Origin of the sequence: Pedobacter zeae (assembly GCF_014196715.1) — a bacterium.
In the GTDB taxonomy this organism is placed as follows: Bacteria; Bacteroidota; Bacteroidia; order Sphingobacteriales; family Sphingobacteriaceae; genus Pedobacter; species Pedobacter zeae.
In genome coordinates this window covers 571,948-594,037 of record NZ_JACIEF010000001.1, presented here as the reverse complement: position 1 = coordinate 594,037, position 22,090 = coordinate 571,948, and the positions used below count along the sequence as shown (strand labels likewise).

At 38.8% G+C, this 22,090-nt stretch carries 22 protein-coding genes; 8 read left to right on the top strand and 14 right to left on the bottom strand.

Annotated elements, in window-relative coordinates; genetic code table 11:
* Positions 1 to 4: 4 nt before the first annotated feature.
* A complete protein-coding gene (locus GGQ60_RS02380; protein ID WP_183759792.1) occupies positions 5 to 2,026 on the bottom strand; it encodes a M3 family metallopeptidase in 2,022 nt (673 codons plus the stop codon).
* Between the two features lie 115 nt (positions 2,027 to 2,141).
* Positions 2,142 to 2,681 (bottom strand): DUF2892 domain-containing protein, encoded by a 540-nt coding sequence (locus GGQ60_RS02375; protein WP_183759791.1) that lies wholly within the window; start codon positions 2,679 to 2,681, stop codon positions 2,142 to 2,144.
* A 113-nt stretch (positions 2,682 to 2,794) separates the two neighbouring features.
* Here GGQ60_RS02375 and GGQ60_RS02370 point away from each other — a divergent pair, with 113 nt between their 5' ends.
* The 3 genes from GGQ60_RS02370 to GGQ60_RS02360 all read left to right on the top strand — a co-directional run bounded on the left by GGQ60_RS02370 (position 2,795) and on the right by GGQ60_RS02360 (position 4,846).
* Positions 2,795 to 3,313 (top strand): thioredoxin family protein, encoded by a 519-nt coding sequence (locus tag GGQ60_RS02370; RefSeq protein ID WP_183759790.1) that lies wholly within the window; start codon positions 2,795 to 2,797, stop codon positions 3,311 to 3,313.
* Positions 3,314 to 3,503: 190 nt separating this feature from the next.
* Positions 3,504 to 4,184 carry a uracil-DNA glycosylase gene (gene ung, locus GGQ60_RS02365; RefSeq protein WP_183759789.1) on the top strand — a complete coding sequence of 227 codons (681 nt, stop codon included), beginning with the start codon at positions 3,504 to 3,506 and terminating at the stop codon, positions 4,182 to 4,184.
* Positions 4,184 to 4,846 carry an alpha/beta fold hydrolase gene (locus tag GGQ60_RS02360; RefSeq protein ID WP_183759788.1) on the top strand — a complete coding sequence of 221 codons (663 nt, stop codon included), beginning with the start codon at positions 4,184 to 4,186 and terminating at the stop codon, positions 4,844 to 4,846. Before ung ends, GGQ60_RS02360 begins: the two co-directional genes overlap by 1 nt.
* A 238-nt stretch (positions 4,847 to 5,084) precedes the next feature.
* Here GGQ60_RS02360 and GGQ60_RS02355 read toward each other — a convergent pair whose 3' ends face one another.
* Entirely contained in the window at positions 5,085 to 5,555 is a 471-nt protein-coding gene (locus GGQ60_RS02355; RefSeq protein WP_025142637.1) for an Lrp/AsnC family transcriptional regulator, read from the bottom strand.
* 127 nt (positions 5,556 to 5,682) lie between these two features.
* Here GGQ60_RS02355 and GGQ60_RS02350 point away from each other — a divergent pair, with 127 nt between their 5' ends.
* On the top strand, positions 5,683 to 6,345 hold the full coding sequence (locus GGQ60_RS02350; RefSeq protein WP_183759787.1) for a metal-dependent transcriptional regulator: 663 nt from the start codon (positions 5,683 to 5,685) through the stop codon (positions 6,343 to 6,345).
* Positions 6,332 to 8,197 carry an Nramp family divalent metal transporter gene (locus GGQ60_RS02345; RefSeq protein ID WP_183759786.1) on the top strand — a complete coding sequence of 622 codons (1,866 nt, stop codon included), beginning with the start codon at positions 6,332 to 6,334 and terminating at the stop codon, positions 8,195 to 8,197. The genes GGQ60_RS02350 and GGQ60_RS02345 overlap by 14 nt, the downstream gene beginning before the upstream one ends.
* A gap of 84 nt (positions 8,198 to 8,281) precedes the next feature.
* Here GGQ60_RS02345 and GGQ60_RS02340 read toward each other — a convergent pair whose 3' ends face one another.
* On the bottom strand, positions 8,282 to 8,761 hold the full coding sequence (locus GGQ60_RS02340) for a TlpA family protein disulfide reductase (RefSeq protein ID WP_183759785.1): 480 nt from the start codon (positions 8,759 to 8,761) through the stop codon (positions 8,282 to 8,284).
* A gap of 1,209 nt (positions 8,762 to 9,970) precedes the next feature.
* On the opposite strand from GGQ60_RS02340, the gene smpB reads away from it, so the two are divergent.
* Positions 9,971 to 10,420 carry an SsrA-binding protein gene (gene smpB, locus GGQ60_RS02335; protein ID WP_183759784.1) on the top strand — a complete coding sequence of 150 codons (450 nt, stop codon included), beginning with the start codon at positions 9,971 to 9,973 and terminating at the stop codon, positions 10,418 to 10,420.
* 88 nt (positions 10,421 to 10,508) lie between these two features.
* Here smpB and GGQ60_RS02330 read toward each other — a convergent pair whose 3' ends face one another.
* The 3 genes from GGQ60_RS02330 to GGQ60_RS02320 form a co-directional block, all read right to left on the bottom strand.
* Entirely contained in the window at positions 10,509 to 11,165 is a 657-nt protein-coding gene (locus GGQ60_RS02330; protein ID WP_183759783.1) for a protein-L-isoaspartate(D-aspartate) O-methyltransferase, read from the bottom strand.
* A gap of 471 nt (positions 11,166 to 11,636) precedes the next feature.
* Positions 11,637 to 14,117, bottom strand: coding sequence for a replication restart helicase PriA (priA, locus tag GGQ60_RS02325; RefSeq protein ID WP_183759782.1), 2,481 nt, complete (start codon positions 14,115 to 14,117; stop codon positions 11,637 to 11,639).
* A complete protein-coding gene (locus tag GGQ60_RS02320) occupies positions 14,117 to 14,503 on the bottom strand; it encodes a DUF423 domain-containing protein (protein ID WP_183759781.1) in 387 nt (128 codons plus the stop codon). Before GGQ60_RS02320 ends, priA begins: the two co-directional genes overlap by 1 nt.
* Positions 14,504 to 14,593: 90 nt before the next feature.
* Here GGQ60_RS02320 and GGQ60_RS02315 point away from each other — a divergent pair, with 90 nt between their 5' ends.
* Positions 14,594 to 16,162: a hypothetical protein gene (locus tag GGQ60_RS02315; protein ID WP_183759780.1), complete on the top strand. Its 1,569-nt coding sequence runs from the start codon at positions 14,594 to 14,596 to the stop codon at positions 16,160 to 16,162.
* 49 nt (positions 16,163 to 16,211) lie between these two features.
* On the top strand, positions 16,212 to 17,624 hold the full coding sequence (locus GGQ60_RS02310; protein ID WP_183759779.1) for a DUF5723 family protein: 1,413 nt from the start codon (positions 16,212 to 16,214) through the stop codon (positions 17,622 to 17,624).
* Positions 17,625 to 17,626: 2 nt separating this feature from the next.
* On the opposite strand, the gene tsaB is transcribed toward GGQ60_RS02310, so the two are convergent.
* From tsaB to GGQ60_RS02275, 7 genes are all read right to left on the bottom strand, one after another.
* Positions 17,627 to 18,322, bottom strand: a complete 696-nt coding sequence (gene tsaB, locus GGQ60_RS02305; protein WP_183759778.1) for a tRNA (adenosine(37)-N6)-threonylcarbamoyltransferase complex dimerization subunit type 1 TsaB — start codon at positions 18,320 to 18,322, stop codon at positions 17,627 to 17,629.
* 377 nt (positions 18,323 to 18,699) lie between these two features.
* The gene (gene yidD / locus GGQ60_RS02300) at positions 18,700 to 18,930 is read right to left on the bottom strand and encodes a membrane protein insertion efficiency factor YidD (protein WP_025142648.1); all 231 of its coding nucleotides are present in this window, start codon (positions 18,928 to 18,930) and stop codon (positions 18,700 to 18,702) included.
* Positions 18,914 to 19,312, bottom strand: coding sequence for a ribonuclease P protein component (locus GGQ60_RS02295; RefSeq protein WP_183759777.1), 399 nt, complete (start codon positions 19,310 to 19,312; stop codon positions 18,914 to 18,916). The genes yidD and GGQ60_RS02295 overlap by 17 nt, the downstream gene beginning before the upstream one ends.
* Positions 19,313 to 19,377: 65 nt before the next feature.
* The gene (gene rpmH / locus GGQ60_RS02290; protein ID WP_010601723.1) at positions 19,378 to 19,536 is read right to left on the bottom strand and encodes a 50S ribosomal protein L34; all 159 of its coding nucleotides are present in this window, start codon (positions 19,534 to 19,536) and stop codon (positions 19,378 to 19,380) included.
* Positions 19,537 to 19,979: 443 nt separating this feature from the next.
* Positions 19,980 to 20,714 carry a LytR/AlgR family response regulator transcription factor gene (locus GGQ60_RS02285; protein ID WP_183759776.1) on the bottom strand — a complete coding sequence of 245 codons (735 nt, stop codon included), beginning with the start codon at positions 20,712 to 20,714 and terminating at the stop codon, positions 19,980 to 19,982.
* On the bottom strand, positions 20,692 to 21,753 hold the full coding sequence (locus tag GGQ60_RS02280) for a sensor histidine kinase (protein ID WP_221235858.1): 1,062 nt from the start codon (positions 21,751 to 21,753) through the stop codon (positions 20,692 to 20,694). The genes GGQ60_RS02285 and GGQ60_RS02280 overlap by 23 nt, the downstream gene beginning before the upstream one ends.
* Entirely contained in the window at positions 21,743 to 22,090 is a 348-nt protein-coding gene (locus GGQ60_RS02275; RefSeq protein WP_183759775.1) for a DUF4288 domain-containing protein, read from the bottom strand. The genes GGQ60_RS02280 and GGQ60_RS02275 overlap by 11 nt, the downstream gene beginning before the upstream one ends.

The following is a 22,090-nucleotide window of genomic DNA, read 5'->3' as shown; positions in this document are numbered from 1 at the left end:
CTGTTTATAATAATCCGCGCTTTTTAAGCATGGGTTTAATATCAGGATGATGCCCCCTGAAATCAAAAAACATCTTACCAAGATCTTCGGTATTTCCCTTAGATAAAATCATATCCCTAAACCGTTGGCCATTTGCCCTGGTTAATCCTCCATTCTCCTGGAACCACGAAAAAGCATCATTTTCAAGCATCGAAGTCCAGCTGTAGGCATAATAACCAGCGGCATAGCCATTACTCCAGATATGCAAAAAATAGCTGGAACGATAACGTGGTGGCACGTACGATAAGTTTAAATGGGTTTTCTTTAAAGCTTCTGCTTCAAATTTGTCTACATCCTGCAAGGGTAAACCCGGAGAAATGGTATGCCATTGCATATCCAGATCGGCTGCTGCCAAAGCCTCAGTAAAAATATAGCCTTGATTAAATGAACTTGCCTTTTTAATCTTTTCCAATAAAGCCTGTGGCATCTGGGCACCTGTCTGGTAATGTAGGGCGTAATTCTTTAATATTTTTGGATCGGAAGCCCAATGCTCATTAAACTGGGAAGGAAATTCCACATAATCACGGGCTACGTTCGTTCCCGATAAACTCGGATATTGCTGGTTGGCAAACAATCCATGTAAGCCATGTCCAAATTCATGGAACATGGTTGTCACATCATCAAAACTAATTAATGCAGGTTTCCCGGCTTCGGGTTTGGCAAAATTGCAGACATTATAAATTACCGGTATAGTGCCGAACAGCTTAGATTGAGGAACAAGGTTGTCCATCCATGCACCACCGTCTTTGTTATCGCGCTTGTAGTAATCGCAATAAAACAGGCCCAGCTGTTTCCCATCTTTGTCTATCACATCAAAAACACGAACATCTTCCTGGTAAACAGGTAAATCTTTACGCTCTTTAAAAGTTATGCCGTAAAGCTGCGTTGCAGCATAAAAAACGCCGTTAACAAGCACCTTATTTAACTCAAAATAGGGTTTAACCTCGTTTTCATCCAAATCGAATTTTGCTTTACGAACCTGTTCGGCATAAAAATCCCAGTCCCATGGCTCGAGTTTAAAGCCCCCTTTTTGCTGATCGATTACAGCCTGTATATCTGCTGCTTCGCTTTTTGCTTTAGCTGTAGCAGGTGGAATAACTTTCTTAAAAAAATCTTCTACAGCTTCCGGTGTTTTGGCCATCTGATTCTGCAGTTTCCAAGCGGCATAATTTTTAAAGCCAAGCAATGCAGCCTGGGCAGAACGGATTTGCGCAATTCTTGAGATTATTTTACGGGTATCATTCGCATCGCCTTTTTCTGCCCTGTTCCACGACTTTTTAAAAAGTTCTTCCCTTTTGGCGCGATCGCTCATTGATTGCAGTTCGGGCTGTTGGGTCGTATTTTTAAGGCCTTTACCTGCTGCCTGTAACTGTGCAGTAAACTTTGCGCTCAATGTAGCTTCTTCTTTATTCAGCTCTTTAAGCCTGGCTTTGTCGGCATCAGATAACTTCGCTCCTGCCAGTTCAAATTTCTGGTAATAATACTCCAGTAAACGCAGCGATTCGGCATCAAGTTTTAGCTGATCTTTTTGTTTATAGAGGTTTTCTACCCGGTTAAAAAGTTTGGTGTTTAAATAAATGGCATCGCTATTTGCCGTTAACTTAGGTGCTTCTTCTTCTTTAATTTTTTGCAGTTCGGGATTTGTATTGGCACCCGTGAGCAGGTTAAAAACCATACTTGTCCGGCTCAGAAGCTGTCCGCTTTTTTCGATGGCCAAAATGGTATTTTCAAAACTAGGTGCATCAGCCTGTTCAGCAATTTTCCGGATTTCATCCATTTGTTGCTTCATGCCTTCTTCAAGGGCCGGTTTAAAATCGCCATTTTTAATTTTATCAAAAGCTGGGGCATGAAAGGCAAGTTCGCTTACTTTAAAAAAAGGATTTGCCGGGGAAAAACTTCCATTGCTTTCTTCAGCCTCCTTTTTGTTGTGGCAGGCACCAAGAATGGCCAAGAAAGCCAGCATGGGTAAATAAGGTACTTTTTTCATGAATATTTAAAAGTTAAGTTATCCATAAAAATAGCAATTTATAAGCTGCAATTTCAAACAAACAAAACTGAGCTGAAACAATAAAGCCATTCCGGTTAAGAAATGGCTTTAAAATTTATCGGTAACGAACCTGCTGTTGCTTGTCCATCATGCCCATCTGGTCTTTCATCTGTTTGATCTGATCCGCTAATAATTTGTTTTTATCTGCTTTTTTAGCTTCTGCAAGGTACATGGTTGCTTCGCGTTTGTTACGTTTAGCCATGGCAATACCGGCCAAACTTAATTTTGCCAATGCCACATTATGGTCCATCTGCATCCCTAAAGCAAGTGATTTTTTGAAATATTTTTCACTTTGCATTGGTGCTGTTCTACTTTCAATTAAACCGATTAATAAATTATAGTAACCGTGCTGAACTTTGATCAATTGAGTTTCGTAATTGGTTATCCGATCCAAAAACTTTTTTGCCTTAGGCATGTTATCCTTTCTGAGGAACCATTGTGCCAACAGCATGTTCTCATTAAAGAAATAAGTTACAAGTACAATTATTCCCAATAAAATGGCAATAATGCCCCAAGGCCAGAAACCGAAAACAAATAAAGCTACTGCGCCACCGAGTAAAGCAAACCCCGCAATTAATCTGATAATATTTGGCATAAATTTTATTCTAATATTTTTTTTGCAAATATCGTGTTTAAATGGCAGAAATTAGATTTTAAAACAATAATTTCATTAAAAATTACAAAGCTCAAAAAAAACAGTTTACCGATATGAAAATTCTATTATCTATAACCCTAATTGTACTTGCCATGAACGTGTCTGCACAAGAAGTAAATAAAAAAATCCACGATCAGGTTCATAATAAAGATATCCTGATTAATGCCTGCACGCGCGAGGGAATTACCACATTTCCTGAATTTAAGGAAATGTACGATCCGCTTTACGCTGCTTATATACCCGATGCCGCTACAATGATCGAACTTAAAAAACTGGTTAAAAATGAGAAGATCAAAATTGTTTTAGGCACCTGGTGTGGCGACAGTAAGGCAAATGTTCCGAACTTCTTTAAAATTTTGGATGCGCTACATTTTAAGGAAAAAAACGTCGAAATTATTGCAGTTGATGGTAATAAAAAAGCTGAAAATGGCATTTTAGATGGTCTTGACGTTTTGAGGGTGCCTACATTTATTGTTTTAGATAAAAAGGGAAAAGAACTTGGCAGGATTATCGAAGGTCCAAAAACAAGCCTTGAAGGTGATTTATTAGCAATATACAAGAAGAAGTCTTAAACTTTTTGAGTGTTTTTTTGGTTCTTGTTGATAGTCTAATGGTTCAGTAGTTGATGGCCTGTTGGTTTATGCTAACTGTACAAGCCATTAACCATAATCTATCAAACCATTAATAAAAATTTATTTACAAACACACTCGAAATCCATTTTACATTTTTACATTTAATACATCTTACATCAATTATTTATTATGTCTGCAGCATTAGAACCAGGTTGGTTAGCCGTTTTAGAGGAAGAATTTGAAAAAGACTACATGAAAAGCCTAAAGTCATTTTTATTGGAAGAGAAAAACAAGGGTGTAACGGTTTATCCAAAGGGCGCAGACATTTTTAATGCATTAAACACTACTCCTTTTGATAAGGTTAAGGTGGTGATATTAGGCCAGGATCCTTATCATGGTGCAGGCCAGGCACATGGATTATCGTTTTCGGTACAGCGTGGTGTGGCAGTTCCGCCTTCATTAAAAAATATTTATAAAGAATTAGAAAGCGATATTGAAGGTTTTAAATCACCAAATCATGGTCATTTAACCCACTGGGCTGAGCAGGGTGTATTGTTGCTGAACGCAACATTAACGGTTCGTGCTTCAGAGGCCGGATCGCACCAAAACCGCGGCTGGGAAATTTTTACAGATGAAATTATTAAAGCATTATCTCAAAAACGCGAACACATTGTTTTCTTGTTGTGGGGTAAATACGCACAGCAAAAGGCGACATTAATTGATCAAAAAAAACATTATGTACTTACTGCTGCGCATCCATCGCCATTTTCTGCCTATAATGGTTTTTTTGGTTCTAAACACTTTTCAAAAGCCAACCAGCTTTTGGTGCAAAACAACTTAAAACCTATCGACTGGAACCTGCCGGCATAATGAATGCTTATTTTATCAGTGGATTAGGTGCGGATAAAAGGATTTTTTCAAAGCTTAAACTCAATGAAAAAATCAATATCATTCATATCGATTGGATTGATCCGGTTAAAAATGAATCGCTGGCTGCTTATGCCAGAAGGTTAAGTAAAATGATCGATCAGTCACAACCTTTCGCACTGATTGGAGTATCCTTTGGTGGAATGATTGCAGTTGAAATAGCCAAAGTATTAAACCCTTTAACAACCATAATTATTTCGAGTACCATGTTAAGTACCCATCTGCCAGCAATATACCGCCTGGCGGGGAAACTTGGCCTGTTAAAATTGATTCCGGCCAAGCTTTTAAAATCATCGAATAAATTCACTCAGAATTATTATTTCGGCACACGGTCCAGCAGTGAGGAAACATTGCTGGGCAAAATTATTAAGGATACAGATCCCTATTTATTGAAATGGGCCATAGGAAGTATATTAAGCTGGGAGAATAAGGTTAAACCGGAAAGAATTTTCCACATCCACGGTACGAATGACAAAATCCTCTATTCCAAAAAGTCAAAACCCGATTTCGTGATCCAAAGAGGAACACACTTTATGGTTTACCAAAATGCGAGGGAAATCTCGGAAATTATTAATGAAATGATATTGAATAGCAAAATCAATTAACATGACTAGATCCGTCACCCTGAATTCATTTCAGGATTGGACTTGCTACCTTTATAGTAAAAAAGGATACCTAAATAAATACTACCTACAGTTTTATATAAACAGTCGTCATCTCGACTGAAGCATAGCGAAATCGAGAGATCTATCTAAACAGATTTCCCGACTGCGTTGCACTCCGCTCGAAATGACGGCCTGGCGTGGCTTATCATCGCAACATCCTATATTAAAATACTTAAGTCTAATATTCTAACGGTACAATAGGCTCTTTTTTGGTTGTCGACATGATCATCATGGTCTGGAAAGTTTTAACCACCGAAATTTTACTGATCTTATCCATAATCAGCCTTTCGTAAGCCTTAATGTCTTTCACATATACCTTTAACAGAAAGTCTGCCTGTCCGGTTACGTGGTGGCATTCTGTAATTTCCTTGATCTGGTTAACCTCGTCCAAAAAGATCTGGATGGTATTGTTTTTATGAAAATCGAGCTGGATCTGGATAAAAGTCTTGATCCCTAATCCCAATTTTTCTTCGTCTACTAAGGCGTGATAACTTTTGATATATCCTGCCATTTCCAGTTTGCGTACACGCTCTAATGTTGGAGCAGGCGATAAACCTATTTCTTGAGACAAAAGCAAATTGGTAATTCTTCCGTTTTCTTGAAGGATTCTTAAAATTTTAAAGTCAATTTTATCTAATTCAGATGCCATAAGGTGTTAAAGGTATTTGAGATTACAAACATAACCAAATTATATTCTAAATTTTAACATAATTTATCATATATATTTTAAATAAAAATTTTTAGATTTACCTAAAAATTTAATTAGATAAACATAAATGCAAAGTTATACGGAAGAGAACTATCTGAAGACGATTTATCATCTCGCCGAGAAAACAACCAATGTACAAACCAATGCCATTGCCGAGCAGATGCAAACCAAACCGGCGTCGGTTACCGACATGATCAAAAAGTTAGCAGATAAAGGTTTGGTTGATTATATAAAATACCAGGGCGTAACTTTAACGGAGACCGGAAAAAATACTGCAATTGATATTGTACGTAAACATAGGTTATGGGAAGTTTTTTTGGTAAACAAATTAAACTTTAAGTGGGATGAAGTACATGATGTGGCCGAAGAATTAGAACATATTAAATCAATTGAGCTCATTGAAAGGTTGGATGAGTTTTTGGGTTTTCCAAAAGCAGACCCTCATGGCGACCCAATCCCAGATAAAAACGGAAGATTTGCCAAAACCCAGTTTATAAAACTGATCGAATTAAAAATGGGCGATTCTGGTACCATTACCGGCGTTAGCCAGCACAGCTCGGCATTTTTAAAACATTTGGAAAAGCTGGGGCTTACATTGGGCAAACAGATCCACATCAGTGATATTACCGATTTCGATGGTTCAGTAGAAATCAGATTATCCGATAAACAGATAAATATTAGTAGAGAAGTTGCAAAACACATTTTAATCAGCAGCGATGGCAAAAACTGAATCGTTAAGTGAAGTACATCAGAGTGTAAATACAGATAAACGTAAGGGTTGGAGAAGGATTTTAGCCTTTATCGGACCAGCTTATTTAATCAGTGTAGGCTACATGGATCCGGGCAATTGGGCCACCGATCTGGCCGGCGGCAGTAAATTCGGGTACCAATTGATATGGGTTTTACTCATGTCGAACCTCATAGCACTGCTTTTACAATCGCTAAGTGCCCGTTTGGGCATTGTACGTGGGCTGGATTTAGCCCAGGCCTCAAAACAGGCTTATCCACGCTGGGCAAACATCCCGTTATTTGTATTGGCACAAACAGCGATTATTGCCTGCGATCTGGCCGAAATCATTGGAATGGCCATCGGTTTACAGCTCCTATTTGGATTGCCGCTGATCTGGGGCATCTCTATTACGATTTTCGATACCATTTTACTGCTGTTCTTATTAAATAAGGGAATGCGGGCTATGGAGGGCTTTATTGTTTCGATGGTTTTTATTGTCGGGATTTCCTTTTTAGTCGAAATGTTTATTGTAGAACCTTCTATAAAAGAAATCGCCAAAGGATTTGAGCCTTCAATATTAAATGGTGATGCCCTTTATATTGCCATCGGGATTATCGGGGCAACTGTAATGCCACATAACCTATACCTTCATTCATCCCTGGTGCAAACGAGAAAGATTGAACGGAGCAACAAAGGGATAAAAGAAGCCCTAAAATTTAACCTGATTGATACTACGGTAGCGTTAAACCTTGCTTTTTTTGTTAACGCGGCGATATTGATCCTCGCTGCAGCAGCTTTCTATAAAAACGGCCTGCACGAGGTGGCTGAAATTCAGGATGCGCATAAACTACTTTCGAATATTTTCGGCCATGTAGCCCCAACCCTTTTTGCCATTGCACTAATTGCTGCCGGACAGAGCTCTACAGTAACGGGAACCTTAGCCGGACAGATTATTATGGAAGGGCATATCAATTTAAGAATTCAGCCTTGGTTGCGCCGCTTAATTACCCGTTTATTGGCCGTTATCCCTGCATTTTTTACTATTCTTCATTATGGAGACGATGCCCTTGGCGGATTATTGGTATTAAGCCAGGTGGTGTTGAGCCTGCAACTGGGTTTTGCCATTATCCCACTGATCCATTTTACCTCAGATAAAAAACTGATGAAAGATTTTGCGATCAAACCATGGGTAAAGGTATTGGCCTGGGCAAGTGCCATCACCATTATTGCGCTTAATGTAAAACTGGTAATTGAAGAAATAAGCGGTTGGGCAAAAGAAGCAAACAACTGGTGGATTTACGTAATTGTACTACCTGTGCTGATCCTGATCGTACTGCTATTACTTTACATTTTTTTCCATCCTTTATTAGAGCGGAAAAAAGAAACCTGGCGGCAACTTGTACCTCATGGAAATGCCCTGGATATCGGTAAAATTGATAAAATTAATTATAAACGGATCGGTATTGCTGTCGATTTTTCTAAAAACGATAAAAACACCATCCGTCATGCCTTAATCCAGGGAGGTAAAGACGCCCATTATTACCTGATCCATGTGGTAGAAACGGCTGCTGCGCGGTACCTTGGAAAGGACGTAATGGACCATGAGACGAAAAGCGATGCCGAAAACCTCGAAAAATACCGCGCCAATCTCGAAGATCTGGGTTACGACTCTACCCCTTTCATCGGATTTGGCAGTACGGGCAAAGCCATTGCCGGTATCAGTAACCAGCATGAAATAGAACTTCTTGTGATGGGGGCGCACGGACATAAGGGTTTAAAAGACCTAATATTCGGCACTACAGTAGATTCGGTTAGGCACAAGGTAAATATTCCTGTATTGATTATCAGGTAAGGTTGTTCAGCTATAAATGATGATTAACCACAGCTAAAAAGCAGGGAATCTATGCTTAGGGTACATCTGTGGTTAAAAAAATGATTATTTATTCACAACCTTCATGAGCTTATTAATGCCTCCATCGCCCGATTGGTACATTAATAATTTACCTGCAGGTGAGTATAAATACATGGAAGGGTATTGTTTCGGTAAAAATGTTGGAATAAACATGCGTTTTTTATCCTGTAATACGAGTACGTTAGGTTTCGCATTTAAACCTTTGGCATAGGAATCGAAAAACTGCGGAATGATATAACCTTCATCCATGGTAATCATATAAATATTTACATCCTTAAACTTAGCATAATTAGTATTCAGGATTTTGCTTTCGCGCTGGCAATGCTCGCAGGTACAATCGAATAGTATAAAGAGATTCTTTTTGCCTTGTTTAATATCGGTATTAGAAAAAGCTTTCCCGTCCAGGCGGTAAAAAGTAAATTGGGGCAACAAAGTTGGCTGTTGTGCTTTTACCTGGAAAGTAAGGGCTAGTAATAAGATTAAAAGTAGGTTTCTGAACTTCATTTTAGGTATTTTATGTTCAAACTTAATTGAATAAATACGAACTTAATAATATATCCTTAGCTTTTACAAACCGATGAGCATTTTATGTGTAAGAAATCAGGTTTCACAAGCACATCGCCAAGAAAACTGACTTCTCTCCAATACAAGTACCATAGCCAGAAAACGAATGTCAGTTTTTCATAGATACTGTTGTCCCGCCATCCGCTTTACTCCTTTGCACTGCGTGTTCGCTCCTGTTGGGTTTAAGGAACAAGGGGCTTGTAAGATGATAAAAGGTTTGTTTCCTTGCGCCGGCCTACGTTAAATAAACCCGATTGCCGCGGAAACCAAAAGCTTTTTCTGCTTTGGTTGCAGCAAAGAGCGCGACTAAAGAAGCCAAAAGAACCAGTCCGTACATTTCCCAATATCAAAGATATCAAGTTTAAATATGCACATTGCCAAGAAACTTGACTTATCTCCAATACAAGCACCATAATTAGAAAACGAATGTCAGTTTTTCATAGGTACTGTTGTCCCGCCATCCGCTTTACTCCGTTGCACTGCGTGTTCGCTCCTGTCGGGTTTAAGGAACAAGGGGCTTGTAAAATGATCAAGGTTTGTTTCCTTGCACCGGCCTACGTTAAATAAACCCGATTGCCGCGGAAACCAAAAGCTTTTTCCGCTTTGGTTGCAGCAAAAAGCGGGACTAAAGAAGCCAAAAGAAACAGTCCGTACATTTCCTAATATCAAAGATATCAAGTTTAAATATGCACATCGCCAAGAAAACTGACTTCTCTCCAATACAAGTACCATAGCCAGAAAACGAATGTCAGTTTTTCATAGATACTGTTGTCCCGCCATCCGCTTTACTCCTTTGCACTGCGTGTTCGCTCCTGTCGGGTTTAAGGAACAAGGGGCTTGTAAAATGACAAAAGGTTTGTTTCCTTGCACCGGCCTACGTTAAATAAACCCGATTGCCGCGGAAACCAAAAGCTTTTTCTGCTTTGGTTGCAGCAAAAAGCGGGACTAAAGAAGCCAAAAGAAACAGTCCGTACATTTCCCAATATCAAAGATATCAAGTTAAATATGCATATTGCCAAGAAACTTGACTTCTTGCTATACAATTAAATTAAAACTAAATTATCACGCCAATTTTTAGGATATTTGCAGCCCGATATTATATTTTATATACAAATGTATATATTACCATAACATACACTTTATTAAATTTTGAAAAACGACATCAACATAAAAAACAAAAGGGCCTACTTCGATTACAATCTGATAGATAAGTACGTAGCGGGTATTGCCCTTTTGGGAACGGAAATAAAAGCGATCAGACAAGGAAAAGCCAACATGACCGATGCATTCTGCACGTTTATCGGTGGCATCCTTTACGTGCGTAACCTGCATGTTTCTGAATACAGCCACAGTTCTTTTTACCATCACGATATTAAACGCGACCGGGCTTTATTACTGCAAAAGAAAGAACTTAGAAAATTGAAAGTAAAAGGAGAGGAAAAAGGTTATACCATTGTTCCTTTACGCATTTTCATCAATGAAAGGGGGTTTGCTAAAATGGAAATTGCCTTAGCTCAGGGTAAAAAAGAATTCGACAAACGCGACAGCATTAAGGATAGGGATACGAAACGCGAGTTGGACAGGGCGATGAAACGGTAAGTTAGTTTGGAATTGAGAGTTTAGAGTTTGAAAGATTTATCCCAAGTAGAATTTACTCAAAACTCCGATCTCCAAACTCAGAACTTAATTACCACGCTTGATCACCTACCAAAGGCACAAACCTAAACGTATCCAGTACAATTTTTTCGTAATCTGTTTCACTTACGCGGATAACTGTGACCATTTTCTGGGTTTTTTCATCCCCCACAGGAATGACCAGGATACCCCCAATTTTTAACTGTTTCAATAAAATTTCAGGTACTAAGGGTGCGCCTGCCGTTACAATAATTTTATCGTAAGGGGCATGGGCTGCAATTCCTTTTGAGCCATCTCCATAATAAAAAGTAGGCCTGTAACCCATTCCGGGTAAAACCTGAATAGTTCTGTTGTAGATATTCTCCTGTCTTTCTATGGTAAAAACATTTGCACCCAGTTCCATTAAAATGCAGGTTTGATAGCCTGAACCCGTTCCGATTTCGAGTACTTTATCGCCATTTTTAATATGGAGCAATTCGCTTTGATAAGCAACGGTATAAGGCTGCGATATGGTTTGTCCATCACCTATCGGGAAAGCAATATCTTTATAAGCCTGGTTCCAAAAAGTTTCGTCGAAAAAGAAATGCCTCGGAACTTTCCCTATAGCTTTCAACACATTTTCATCTTCAATCCCACGAGATTTCAACAGTTCTACCAGTTTTTTCCTCGCCCCACGTTCCCGGTAATTATCAACAAATTTGTATGCCATGAAATCAAAATTAACGTTTCTTGAACGGCGATACAAGGGTATGATGAGAGAATGATAGAATTAGTGAATGGATTACCTGAATTAGAGAATGATACATTATCCACATCAGTTAAGGATTGAATGACTGAATTGCTTAATGAGTGAATGGGATTGATATGAGTAGATGATAAAAGGATCCAAATAATAGAATAATCTAACCCTCTTCAATCATTGAAAACTCGATCATCTGGTCATTTCTTAATAACCTGAACTCCATCATTATTTAATGAAAAATTGTTTTGTAAACGCCCATGGCTGAACCAATTCATCATGCTGAATTCATTTTATAAGCAGAAATAGTGTTTTCAACTGCCTTGTAGCTACTTCGTGGTCAGCATCTTTTAAGCAGGAAAGCCACTGAAATTCAGGGTGATGGCCGCTTTAAATTAAAAAGCCGATTTAGCAACCAAAAGGTAACATTAATAATCCAGGCTAATACGGATCTACATCAATCTGGGTAAAAACGCCTTTAAATTCCTTCGTTGCATTAAACTCTGTCAGGGTTTCTCTTAAAGCATCTTTAACTTTCTGAATAGCTGTATGTTTATCTGCTTTGATGATGATCTGTTTGATATAAAGGTTCCTGACGCGGCTAATTAAAGGTTGTTCCGGGCCTAAAACCCTTTTACCGAACTTTGCCTTAAGGATATTAGCCAGTGTAAGTGCAGCGTGGTCCAAAACATGAGAATCTTTATGTTTAACGTACAAAAATATCATCCTCGAAAATGGCGGGTACAGAAATTTCTCCCGTTCGGCAATTTCGTCGTTGTACATGCCTTCATAATCGTTGTTCACTACCTGCCTGATGATCCTGTTTTCAGCATCGTAAGTTTGGATACAAACATTTCCCTGATCGGCCCTACGTCCTGCCCTGCCCGCCACCTGTGCCAGCAACTGGAAACTGCGTTCGTAGGCACGGAAATCGGGATATCCCAATAAAGTATCGGCATTAATTACACCGATCAGGCTCAGGTTATCGAAATCCAATCCTTTAGCCACCATCTGTGTACCGATTAATATATCTGTTTTCTTTTCCTGAAAGTCGTTTAAGATCTGCTGCAGACCATTTTTGGTACGGGTGCTGTCCATATCCAAACGGGCAATGCTTACCTCCGGGTAAAGTAATCTGAGTTCTTCTTCTATACGCTCGGTACCAAATCCTTTTTGCTCTACATGAACGGAGCCACAAGCCGGACAGACATTGACACTGCTCTGCTGATAACCGCAATAGTGGCAGTGTAATTTGCCACTGCTTTTATGATAGGTTAAACTGACATCGCAATTTACGCATTTCGGCGTATACCCACAGGTTGCGCAGATGAGAATGGTGGCATAACCTCTTCTGTTCTGGAACAAAACAATCTGTTCTTTTTTAGAAAGAGCGAGATCAATATCTTTGATCAGGACACTCGAAAAATATGAACTCATTGTTTTTTTCTTAGTTTCTTCAGAAATGCTCACTACCTGCTGGTTAGGTAACTGAACCCCGCCAAAACGTTCTTTCATCTCTACAAGACCATATTTTCCCTGTAAAGCATTATAATAACTCTCCAAAGATGGGGTGGCCGAACCCAAAACCACTTTTGCCTGGTGCAGGTACCCTAAGTAAATAGCAGCATCCCTGGCTTGGTAACGTGGTGCAGGATCGTATTGCTTATAAGATGACTCATGCTCTTCATCAACCACAATTAATTTTAAATGCTGAAAAGGAAGGAAAACAGCTGAGCGGGCACCCAAAATTACCTTATATGCACCTGTTCTTACTTTATTCCAGATTTCTACCCTTTCGCTATTGTTAAATTTGGAATGGTATACCCCGATCGAATGGCCAAAATAATGTTTTATACGCTCAACAATCTGCGTGGTTAATGCAATTTCGGGAAGCAGGAATAACACCTGCCCATCTGTATTCTGGATAATTTTTTCGATCAGTTTAATATAAACCTGTGTTTTTCCCGATGCGGTAACCCCATGCAGCAAAACCACTTCTTTTTCTTCAAAATGCCCGTTAATTTGGCTTAAAGCCTTCTGCTGGCTTTCGTTCAGTTCGAAATTGGTATTAAACTCTTCATCATGAACGGCTAAACGGCTAACCGGCCTTTTCATTACCACGAAAATTTCCTTATCGGTTAAAGCCTTGAATGCGGCCGGCCCGCAGTTGCTTTCAGCCAAAAGCTGTTCTTTAGAAACCGGCAAATTAGATTTTTTCAGTTTAAGATAGCCTAACAACGCATCCAATTGTTTAGGTGCTTTATCAAGTACATTGAATAACTGCTTTAAATTCTCTTCATCGCTATAAAAATCGTTCAATATTACAAACGATTTAAGCAAAGGTTTATACTTCTGTACCACCTCTTCTGCCACCAGGATCAACTCTTTATCCAGTAAATGATTGATGATCGGATATACTGTTTTCTGTCCGAGCAGCTTAGAAACATCGTTAACCGTAAGCTTTTCCTGCTGTTTTAAAGCACCGATAATGATTTCCTCCTTATCGGTGAGATCGGCATTACCGTTATAATCTTCGCGAAGGATCAGGATGGTTTCGCTCGCCAGTTTTAAACTGGCAGGCAATGCGGCAGCCATTACATCGCCTTCGTTGCACATGTAATAGCCGGTCATCCAGCTCCAGAATTTAAGTTGGGTAGGTGTAATTACAGGTTCGGCATCTACCACATCTATAATGTATTTTGCTTCGTATACGATAGGTGGAACAGTAGTAATGCCACTGATAAGCGCTGTATAAATGCGGTGTTTCCCAAACTGAACCACCACACGTTTCCCAATGGCAATTTGATCGTTCAGATCAAAGGGCACACGATAAGTATAGTTTTTCGCCAAAGATAAAGGCAAAATAACTTCAACAAAAAGTGTTTCTCTTTCTGTAAAAATATCGTTTTCAAAACTGTTCATTATTTATCTTTAAATGCAGCAAAAAAGAGCATTATCCATCCCAGCACCAATAAAAGTCCGCCAATTGGTGTTAACGGACCAATAAACTCCGTAAAAGCCAAGTGCGAGATACTCCGTGTAGCCAACAAATACAGCGAACCTGAAAAAAGAATAATTCCAGATGTAAAACAGAAGTAGGCAATATTGATCAGCTTGTTCCGGTAGCGTGCAAAAGTAGAAAGGTATAATAATGCAAAGGTATGATAGAACTGATAATCAACACCTTTTTGCCATATTTCAAGTGATGGTCCATCGATTAAGGCTTTTAAACCATGGGCTCCGAAAGCACCCAGTAAAACAGCAACAGCACCAAAAAAAGAAGCAGTAAGGATTATTCGTTTATTCATAATGATTTGCGAGTAGCAGTCGCTAAATTAATAAATTGACCCAGAACTTCTCACTAATCAATGTAATAAATTAAATTTGTTGCACGGTAGATGAAAAAGATCATAATTCTAACAAGTGCATTATTTTTAGGCGTAGCCCTTATGGCTTACCTCTATTTTTCGAAATTGGGTACAGATAATGATGCGAAAGACCTTGCCCTGCAATCTGCAACCAATAATGCCGCCCTGGTATTTTCTTTTCAGAACGACAAAGGTTTTTATGATATTATGGAAGGCCAGCAGCTTATCCAAAAGGTTTTAGGAAAGGATAAAATGAACCTCTTAAAACGATTAAAAGCAGAAATCATAGATGATAATGGACTTAACAAATACCTAAAAGATCAACAGGTATACATTAGTGTATTGCCCGACTCCAATAAAACTTTAAATTTCCTGATCACTTTACAGGTACAGCCCCATAACGACATTAAAAAATTCTACACGGAACTAAAAGCCAAGAAAGCAGTCAGCAAAAGCTCAAAAGAACTCTACACCATTAAGTTAAAGGATAGTTTGCTGGTTTATCTTGGCGTTCACGGTCAGGTTTTAACCGTTTCTACTTCCTTAAAGCTGATTAACGATGCCAATGTACGTTTATCTGAAAATCCATTTACCGATTATATTAAAGAGAATAACCGGCAGATTAAAAATGTGCTGGTACATGTTTACATCAACTTTAACCAGGCTCCTTTACTGTTAAAGAATATCATTGCAGGAAACATCAACGGAGAAATTGCCATTTTTAATAAACAGAACACCTTTGCAGTACTCAATTACAACTTTAGCAAAGAAAAGATCCTCTTTAGCGGAAATACGGAGTTAAAGGATCAGCAAAACTACCTTAAACTGTTTGAAAACACCGCCCCGCAAAGCACTTCAATACAGAATATATTGCCAGACAATACGGCAAATTATACCCTGTATGCCTACGATGAGTATAAAACATGGTTAAAAAAACTCAATAACTGGCAAGAACAGAAGAAATTAAGCAAAAAAAGCAGTGAAGTAATCAAAAAAGTAAAGGACGAATATCGAACAGACCTGAATGCAATATTCCCAGTTTATACGAAAAACCAGTTTATACTTTTCCAGTTAAGCACAACCGAAAAATTAGGAGCAATTTCTTTATCAGATGGCGAAAAAGTAAAACAACTCCTGTTGGATGTGAGTGCCGACTACAATGAAGACATCAGGCTATTTAAATCATCTGATATTTTATACAGCTACTTTGGCGAGCCTTTTAAAAAATTCGGAAGGCCATATTATACCATAATAGATAATAATTTAATTATGGCCAATAATGCAAGTACCGTCCAGTCGTTTTTAAATGATTACAAAAATAACAGGCTTTTGATCCAAACCCCACAGTATTTGGATGCGGTTAATCAGATTTCGACTACTTCGAATGTAAGCTATTATATAAATGCTAAAAATTCGGCGGATATTTTCAGGAACACCATACAATTGGGTTTTTACAAACATTTAAGGGCCGATAGCGGTTTAAAAAGTTTCGATACTTTTTATTACCAGATGAGTGCAGACCGGAACAAATTCATAACTAACTTGCTTTTAAACAAATATTTAAAACCAGAAATACCAGATTCGTTAAGTAACCGTTAATTTCGTTAAGTAACCGCTGATAAAAATTATCCCAAATAAAACTATTTACATGAAGAAACTTTTACTCGTTTTACTGGCTTTAACCAGCTTTGGGGTTACAAATGCACAACAATATGCACTTTTTGGCACGAAAACCATGTTTGATGCATTCGAAAACCCTTCTCAAAAATCCTTTACGCTGGATTCGTCGCGAAAATTTTCTTCGAATTTCTTTCTGCCATATTTTGGAGTAAACGCAATCAATAAGGGCAGCTCTAAATACATTATCAGAAGATTAACCCAGGAGGGTGAGTACAATACTTCGGGTTTACCGATCGGCACGGGAGAAATTAACCATTTTTTCGAAAACAGTAACGTTTACGTGGCCACCTTCAGGCTCTTCAAATCATACAAGTACCAAAAAGAAATGGGATTTGCATGGCAGATCAGGTCGGATGCCCATATCGATTACACTAATGAAACCCTGGCTATTTTTGATTCTTTTGAACGTTTTACACCAGGTAGACCATACACTGGCATATTCGATACAAAAGGATACGAACAAAGTTACCACCAGTTCAGCTTTACTTACCGCGAAAACTGGAACAAGAGGCTTGCCTTTGGTTTAAAAGCCAGTTTATTGAGCGGAATCCTGTATAACAAACTCGATATTTCCAATTCCTATCTCTATGTCGATCCGGACGCTTCGGCCATGCTGATCGGTTTAGATGGAACTTATTCGGCCAACTTTTCTGATTTTAACGAAGTAGACAAGAAAAATTTCTTCCCTAATTTCAAAAACCCGGGTTTATCATTGGGCTTTGGAACCAATTATACTACCAAAAGAGGTTTGTTTTTAATGGCTAACGTTAAAGATCTGGGTTTTATATGGTGGCGGAGCAATACACAACGCACTACCATAAATCAATCGAAAGTGATCGAAAACCTGGAGGGTAACCAATCCAATACCAACCAGGAGATAAAAGATATCTTTCTTCTTGCTCAGCAGCCTAAAAAGTTTTTGGCCCCTACCAATGCCAAGCTGGATGTTTACCTGTCTAAACGTTATGGCTTTTATAAACCTGCATTGGCTGTTTCGAAAAACCTGTTTTACAAAGGAGGAGATATTGCCTTTGTAAATACCTTTATTGCCAACGATTTTTCGGGGAGCATAACGCCTTTGTATAATTTAAACGGTGTTTTTATGGTGGGTTTACAAGGTAAATATCAAACCCCCAATTTCGAACTGTTTTTAGGCACCGATAATTTAGTTGCAACGAGTTTCCAAACCATCGGAACAATTAAAAAGGATGCTTCTGTAGGCAGCGGACCTAATGGTGCTTCTTTTTATATGGGGGTAGGCATTAAATTTGGCAATGTGGTTAATCATCCACAATTTGCCGATATCATACCCGGCATTAATGATAAAAGTGATGGTGGCAGTTTCTTTAAAAGCCTGTTTTCGATCTTTAAAAGAAAATAAGCTTAACCTTGCGCCTGTTGTTTTTTAGATTGGGTAACCACAAAATCTTTCAGGTAAAAAGGTTCGAAGTAAGCTACATCCTCAAAATTATTTTTATCAAAAGCCTGGCTGGCTAATTTCGACATATAGGGTGCAGAATTAAAATTACCTGTGTTGAACGTTGCGTTCGGATGTGTTAAAACCTCGGCACATTTAGCAGCTCCATCCCCCAAAAAGGTAATGCTTTGCTGAGAAAGAAAAGTACTGAAGCTTGTTTCATCGATAATTTTGGCCTCAGTTGGCAGTAACAGGTTTAATAAAGGATCGAAAACAGCTGTATATACCTCCATCCTCCGGGCATCTATCATCGGGCAGATCAAACCTGAATAACCCGGGTTTTCAGCTAAAAAACCTGCTGCCATCATTTCCAATGTTTCAATGGCGATTAAAGGCTTATCTAAGGCATAACAGAGCCCTTTGGCAGTAGAAACACCAATCCTCAGACCGGTGTAAGAGCCCGGTCCTTTACTTATGGCAATCGCATCCAATTCCCGGTAGCCTAACCCTGCAGTTTTAACCACCTCATCAATAAACAGAGTAAGGTTTGCGGCATGCAGATTTTGTCCTTTCTCTTCTTTAAATGAAATCGTTTCGCCGTTAACAGATAATGCTACCGAACAGATTGCTGTAGCGGTTTCTATTTGAAGTATTTTAGCCATGAGGCAAAGATAAGTAAAAATGGAAAATGGAAGAGGGATTATGGAAGATGGGTAGCGTTAGTCTGCAGTCTTTAGTCCTAAGTCCAAAGTAAGTTAGGCCGGATTTAAGTAGAACAAAGATACCGTGCTATGGCCTAGCTGAATGCAAAGTAACGACTATAAAGTCATGACGAACAACTTTTTACAGAACAATATTGATGATAGTGTAATCTAAAGACAATTAAAACCAAAAAAATAGATTTCCCTGTTCTGATATGCGGTGTAAGTGATGGCCGCTTTGACCGGCGTTATATAAAACAACAAGCGATTTGAAAAGCAAACCAATGAAATTGAACCAATTAACTAATAACTAATGAACTAATGCCTGATAAACCCCGTTACGGTACCGGATCATGCCCGTGTTTACCCCAGGGATGGCACCTGCCAATGCGTTTTAGTGCCAGCCAGCCACCTTTAAAGGGTCCGTGTTTTTTAATGGCTTCTATACCATATTGTGAGCAGGTTGGTGTAAAACGGCAATTTGCCCCAAGCATAGGTGATATGGCGTATTGATATATTTTGATCAAACCTAAAAAAAACCAACCAAAAATTTTATTGATGAATTTCATTGGGCTGGATTAAATTATGGAAACGCTTAAAGGTAGCGATCAGTTTTTTCTCGATAAAAGCAAATTCATACTTATCCTTACCGACAAACTGGATGGAAAACAAAAGCAATCCCCTATCGGTAGGTAATGGAAGATATAATTTATCTTGTTTATTTAGGCGATAGGCCTCGCGGATGCGGCGTTTGAGCAGATTACGGTCAATGGCGCGTTTATATCTTTTTTTAGGAACATTGATAACCACTTGTGCCTGCACATCAGCCGGTTGATCGATAAAAAGATAAGAAACGCGAAAAGGGTATAATAAAAAAGAAGAACCGTTTTTAAACAACAGGTCTAAATGTTTCCTGCTGCATAACCGTTCTTCTTTCCTGAATGTGTACATAGTTTTGATTGATAAGTGCAGATTTTGATCTGCCAATTCCGGATTAACGGAAAAGCAATCAAAAATTATGCTTTATGCTTGCGTTCGTCAGAAACTGTTAATCTTTTTCTTCCTTTAGCACGACGTGATGCTAATACCCGTCTGCCGTTAGCTGTTGCCATTCTTTCGCGGAAGCCGTGTTTGTTTCTTCTCTTTCTTTGCGAAGGTTGGTATGTTCTTTTCATGACTGTATATTATCTGTTGTAAAATTAAGAGGTGCAAATATAAAGCGATTTCTCTACAAATGCAAGAGTGATTAATTATTATTTTTCTATTTAAATGCAAATGTAGAAAATCTTTTTTGGAAAATGAGGCTAATGGCTTGTATATATCACTTTCGTCAAACGTTGATGCGGAACGAAAATAGGCGTATTGCACTTTTTCTACCCCTGGATTCGTGCCTAAGGGATGCACATCATCTAATGCGCCGGAAAGGAACACAGGCTGTTAATAGGAGCACCTGCCACCGAAAAAAATCTGAGGGCAGTGGAAATCCTTTTTGCCTGCCTGAAGCACAGTTGAAGGGCAAAAAAGATTGTAACGGAAAGCAGGACAACCAATAATTTGCGCAGTTGATTGCTTTCCATAAATTAGGACTAATGATCCGCTTTTAAAAGAATCTATCTTCTTACAAACCTAAAGCCGCCTTCAATTTCACATAGCCTGTTTTACTTACCGGCAACCAGATATCCGATTTTAATAACACCACATAGCTGTCTTTCTCTTTAAGTTCTATTTTGGTTACCTGCGCCAGGTTAATGATGTAAGAGCGGTGTATCCGGATAAATTGGGCTGCATCAAGCGTCTGTTCGAAATAAGCCATGGTTTTATTCTTATAGAACGAACCTTCAACGGTACTTAATTTTACATAATCATCATCTGCTTCCAAATAATTGATATCTGCTACAGGGATAATTTTGATTACGCCGTCTTTTTTTACCACTACCCTATTGTTTTGCGCAGGACTTAATGCGGCTGCATCTAAAACTGCTTCGGTATTTTCGGTTTTGTTTAATTTATTGGGCAACTTTTTAATGGCTGCATCAAAGCGCGATTTATCGATCGGTTTGAGCAGGTAATCAACTGCATTCACTTCAAATGCCTTAATAGCATACTCATCAAAAGCGGTGGTAAAAATAACTGCAGGTTTATCTTCTACCAGTTCGAGCATTTCGAAACCACTGATCTTCGGCATCTGGATGTCCAGAAAAATCAGATCGGGTTTGTATTGGGTAATTGCTTTTAAGCCTTCAAATCCATCACTGCATTCGGCCACAACCTCTATTTCTGCATGATCGGAAAGATAAAATTTTACAATATCTCTTGCTAAAGGCTCATCGTCAATTAGTATTGTTCTGATCATTTTTCTGTGGAATTTTTAGGGTGGTAATATATAAATTATTTGCCTCAATATCGGTTTGTAATAAATGGGTATTTGCAAATAACAGATATAACCTGCGTTTAATGGCACTTAAACCAAAACCTGTTCCGCCTGCGGCCTTCATCTCCGGATCGAAAGGATTCTGTACGCGCAATTGTAAGATATTATATTCAACGGTAACATCAATTTTAATGGTAATGCCTGCAGAAGTATTGTAAAGCCCGAATTTAATTGCATTTTCTACAATTGGCTGCAGCAAAGTACCGGGCAGGCAGAGTTTCAGGGTATCTTCGGCTACATTTACCTCTACGTTTAATCTATGGCTAAACCTCACTTTTTCGATATCAAGGTATAATTGGATATATTCCATCTCCTCTTCTACCGAAACCCATAATTCGTCATCTCGTTTTAAGGTACCACGAAGGAATGAAGCCAGCTTGGTAATCATCACCCCTGCTTCTTTCGGGTTCACCATGGTCAGCGCAAATACAGAATTTAGACTGTTAAACAGAAAGTGTGGCTGTAATTGGTGTCTTAATTTATTCAGTTCTGCTTCTTTGGCCAGGCTTTTAGCTGCAGTAAGCCTTTCGTGTGTTTCGGATTGCTCTTCGAGCCTGTACCATAATATATTGGCCAATGCGCACCATCCCAGGCACATAAAAGAAAGGAGCCCGCGGAAAGCAAAGGAAAAATTATAGAAATCCTGATAAGCCTTATAACCGGCAAAAACGAGAAGCATAACATATTTTGCGATATAAATGATCACAAAGGTTAATGCGAGCGTAATAATGAGCACATAAAGGATACGTTCATTTTTAGGTTGATAATACCCGAGCATATTGCTCACTGCGATGCAGGCCAGGGCCAATAAAAAATTATTCACCAGGCTATCGGTTACGGATATCCACCACGAAAAATTCACCACATAATGTAATCCAACACCACATATCACCGTCCAAACTATTGCAAACGCGAGTGATGTTTTCTGTATCTGTGGAACGGATAAAGGTCTAGTTGTCAAAACGGTTCTGATTAATTAATGATTGATTACGGTGTTCGAGTTTTTCGAGATAGTGGTCAACTGATTTCGGTTCAACAATCCTCGAACTTACTTCTACACCATCGGCAGGCTCTTCTACCTCCGATATTCCCCCTATCCCAATAAACTTCCATACTACTTTATCGCCAACACAGTTATTAAAAGGCTGATTAAAATGAACGGCATTTAATTTAGCCTTTTCTAAGGCCTGCATCGTACCGTCTGCCTGTATCAAACGTGTTTGCTCATTAAACTGAGGAGTATGTTTCCCCTCACCACAAATTACCTGATAGATACAATTTACTGCAAACCATTTCAT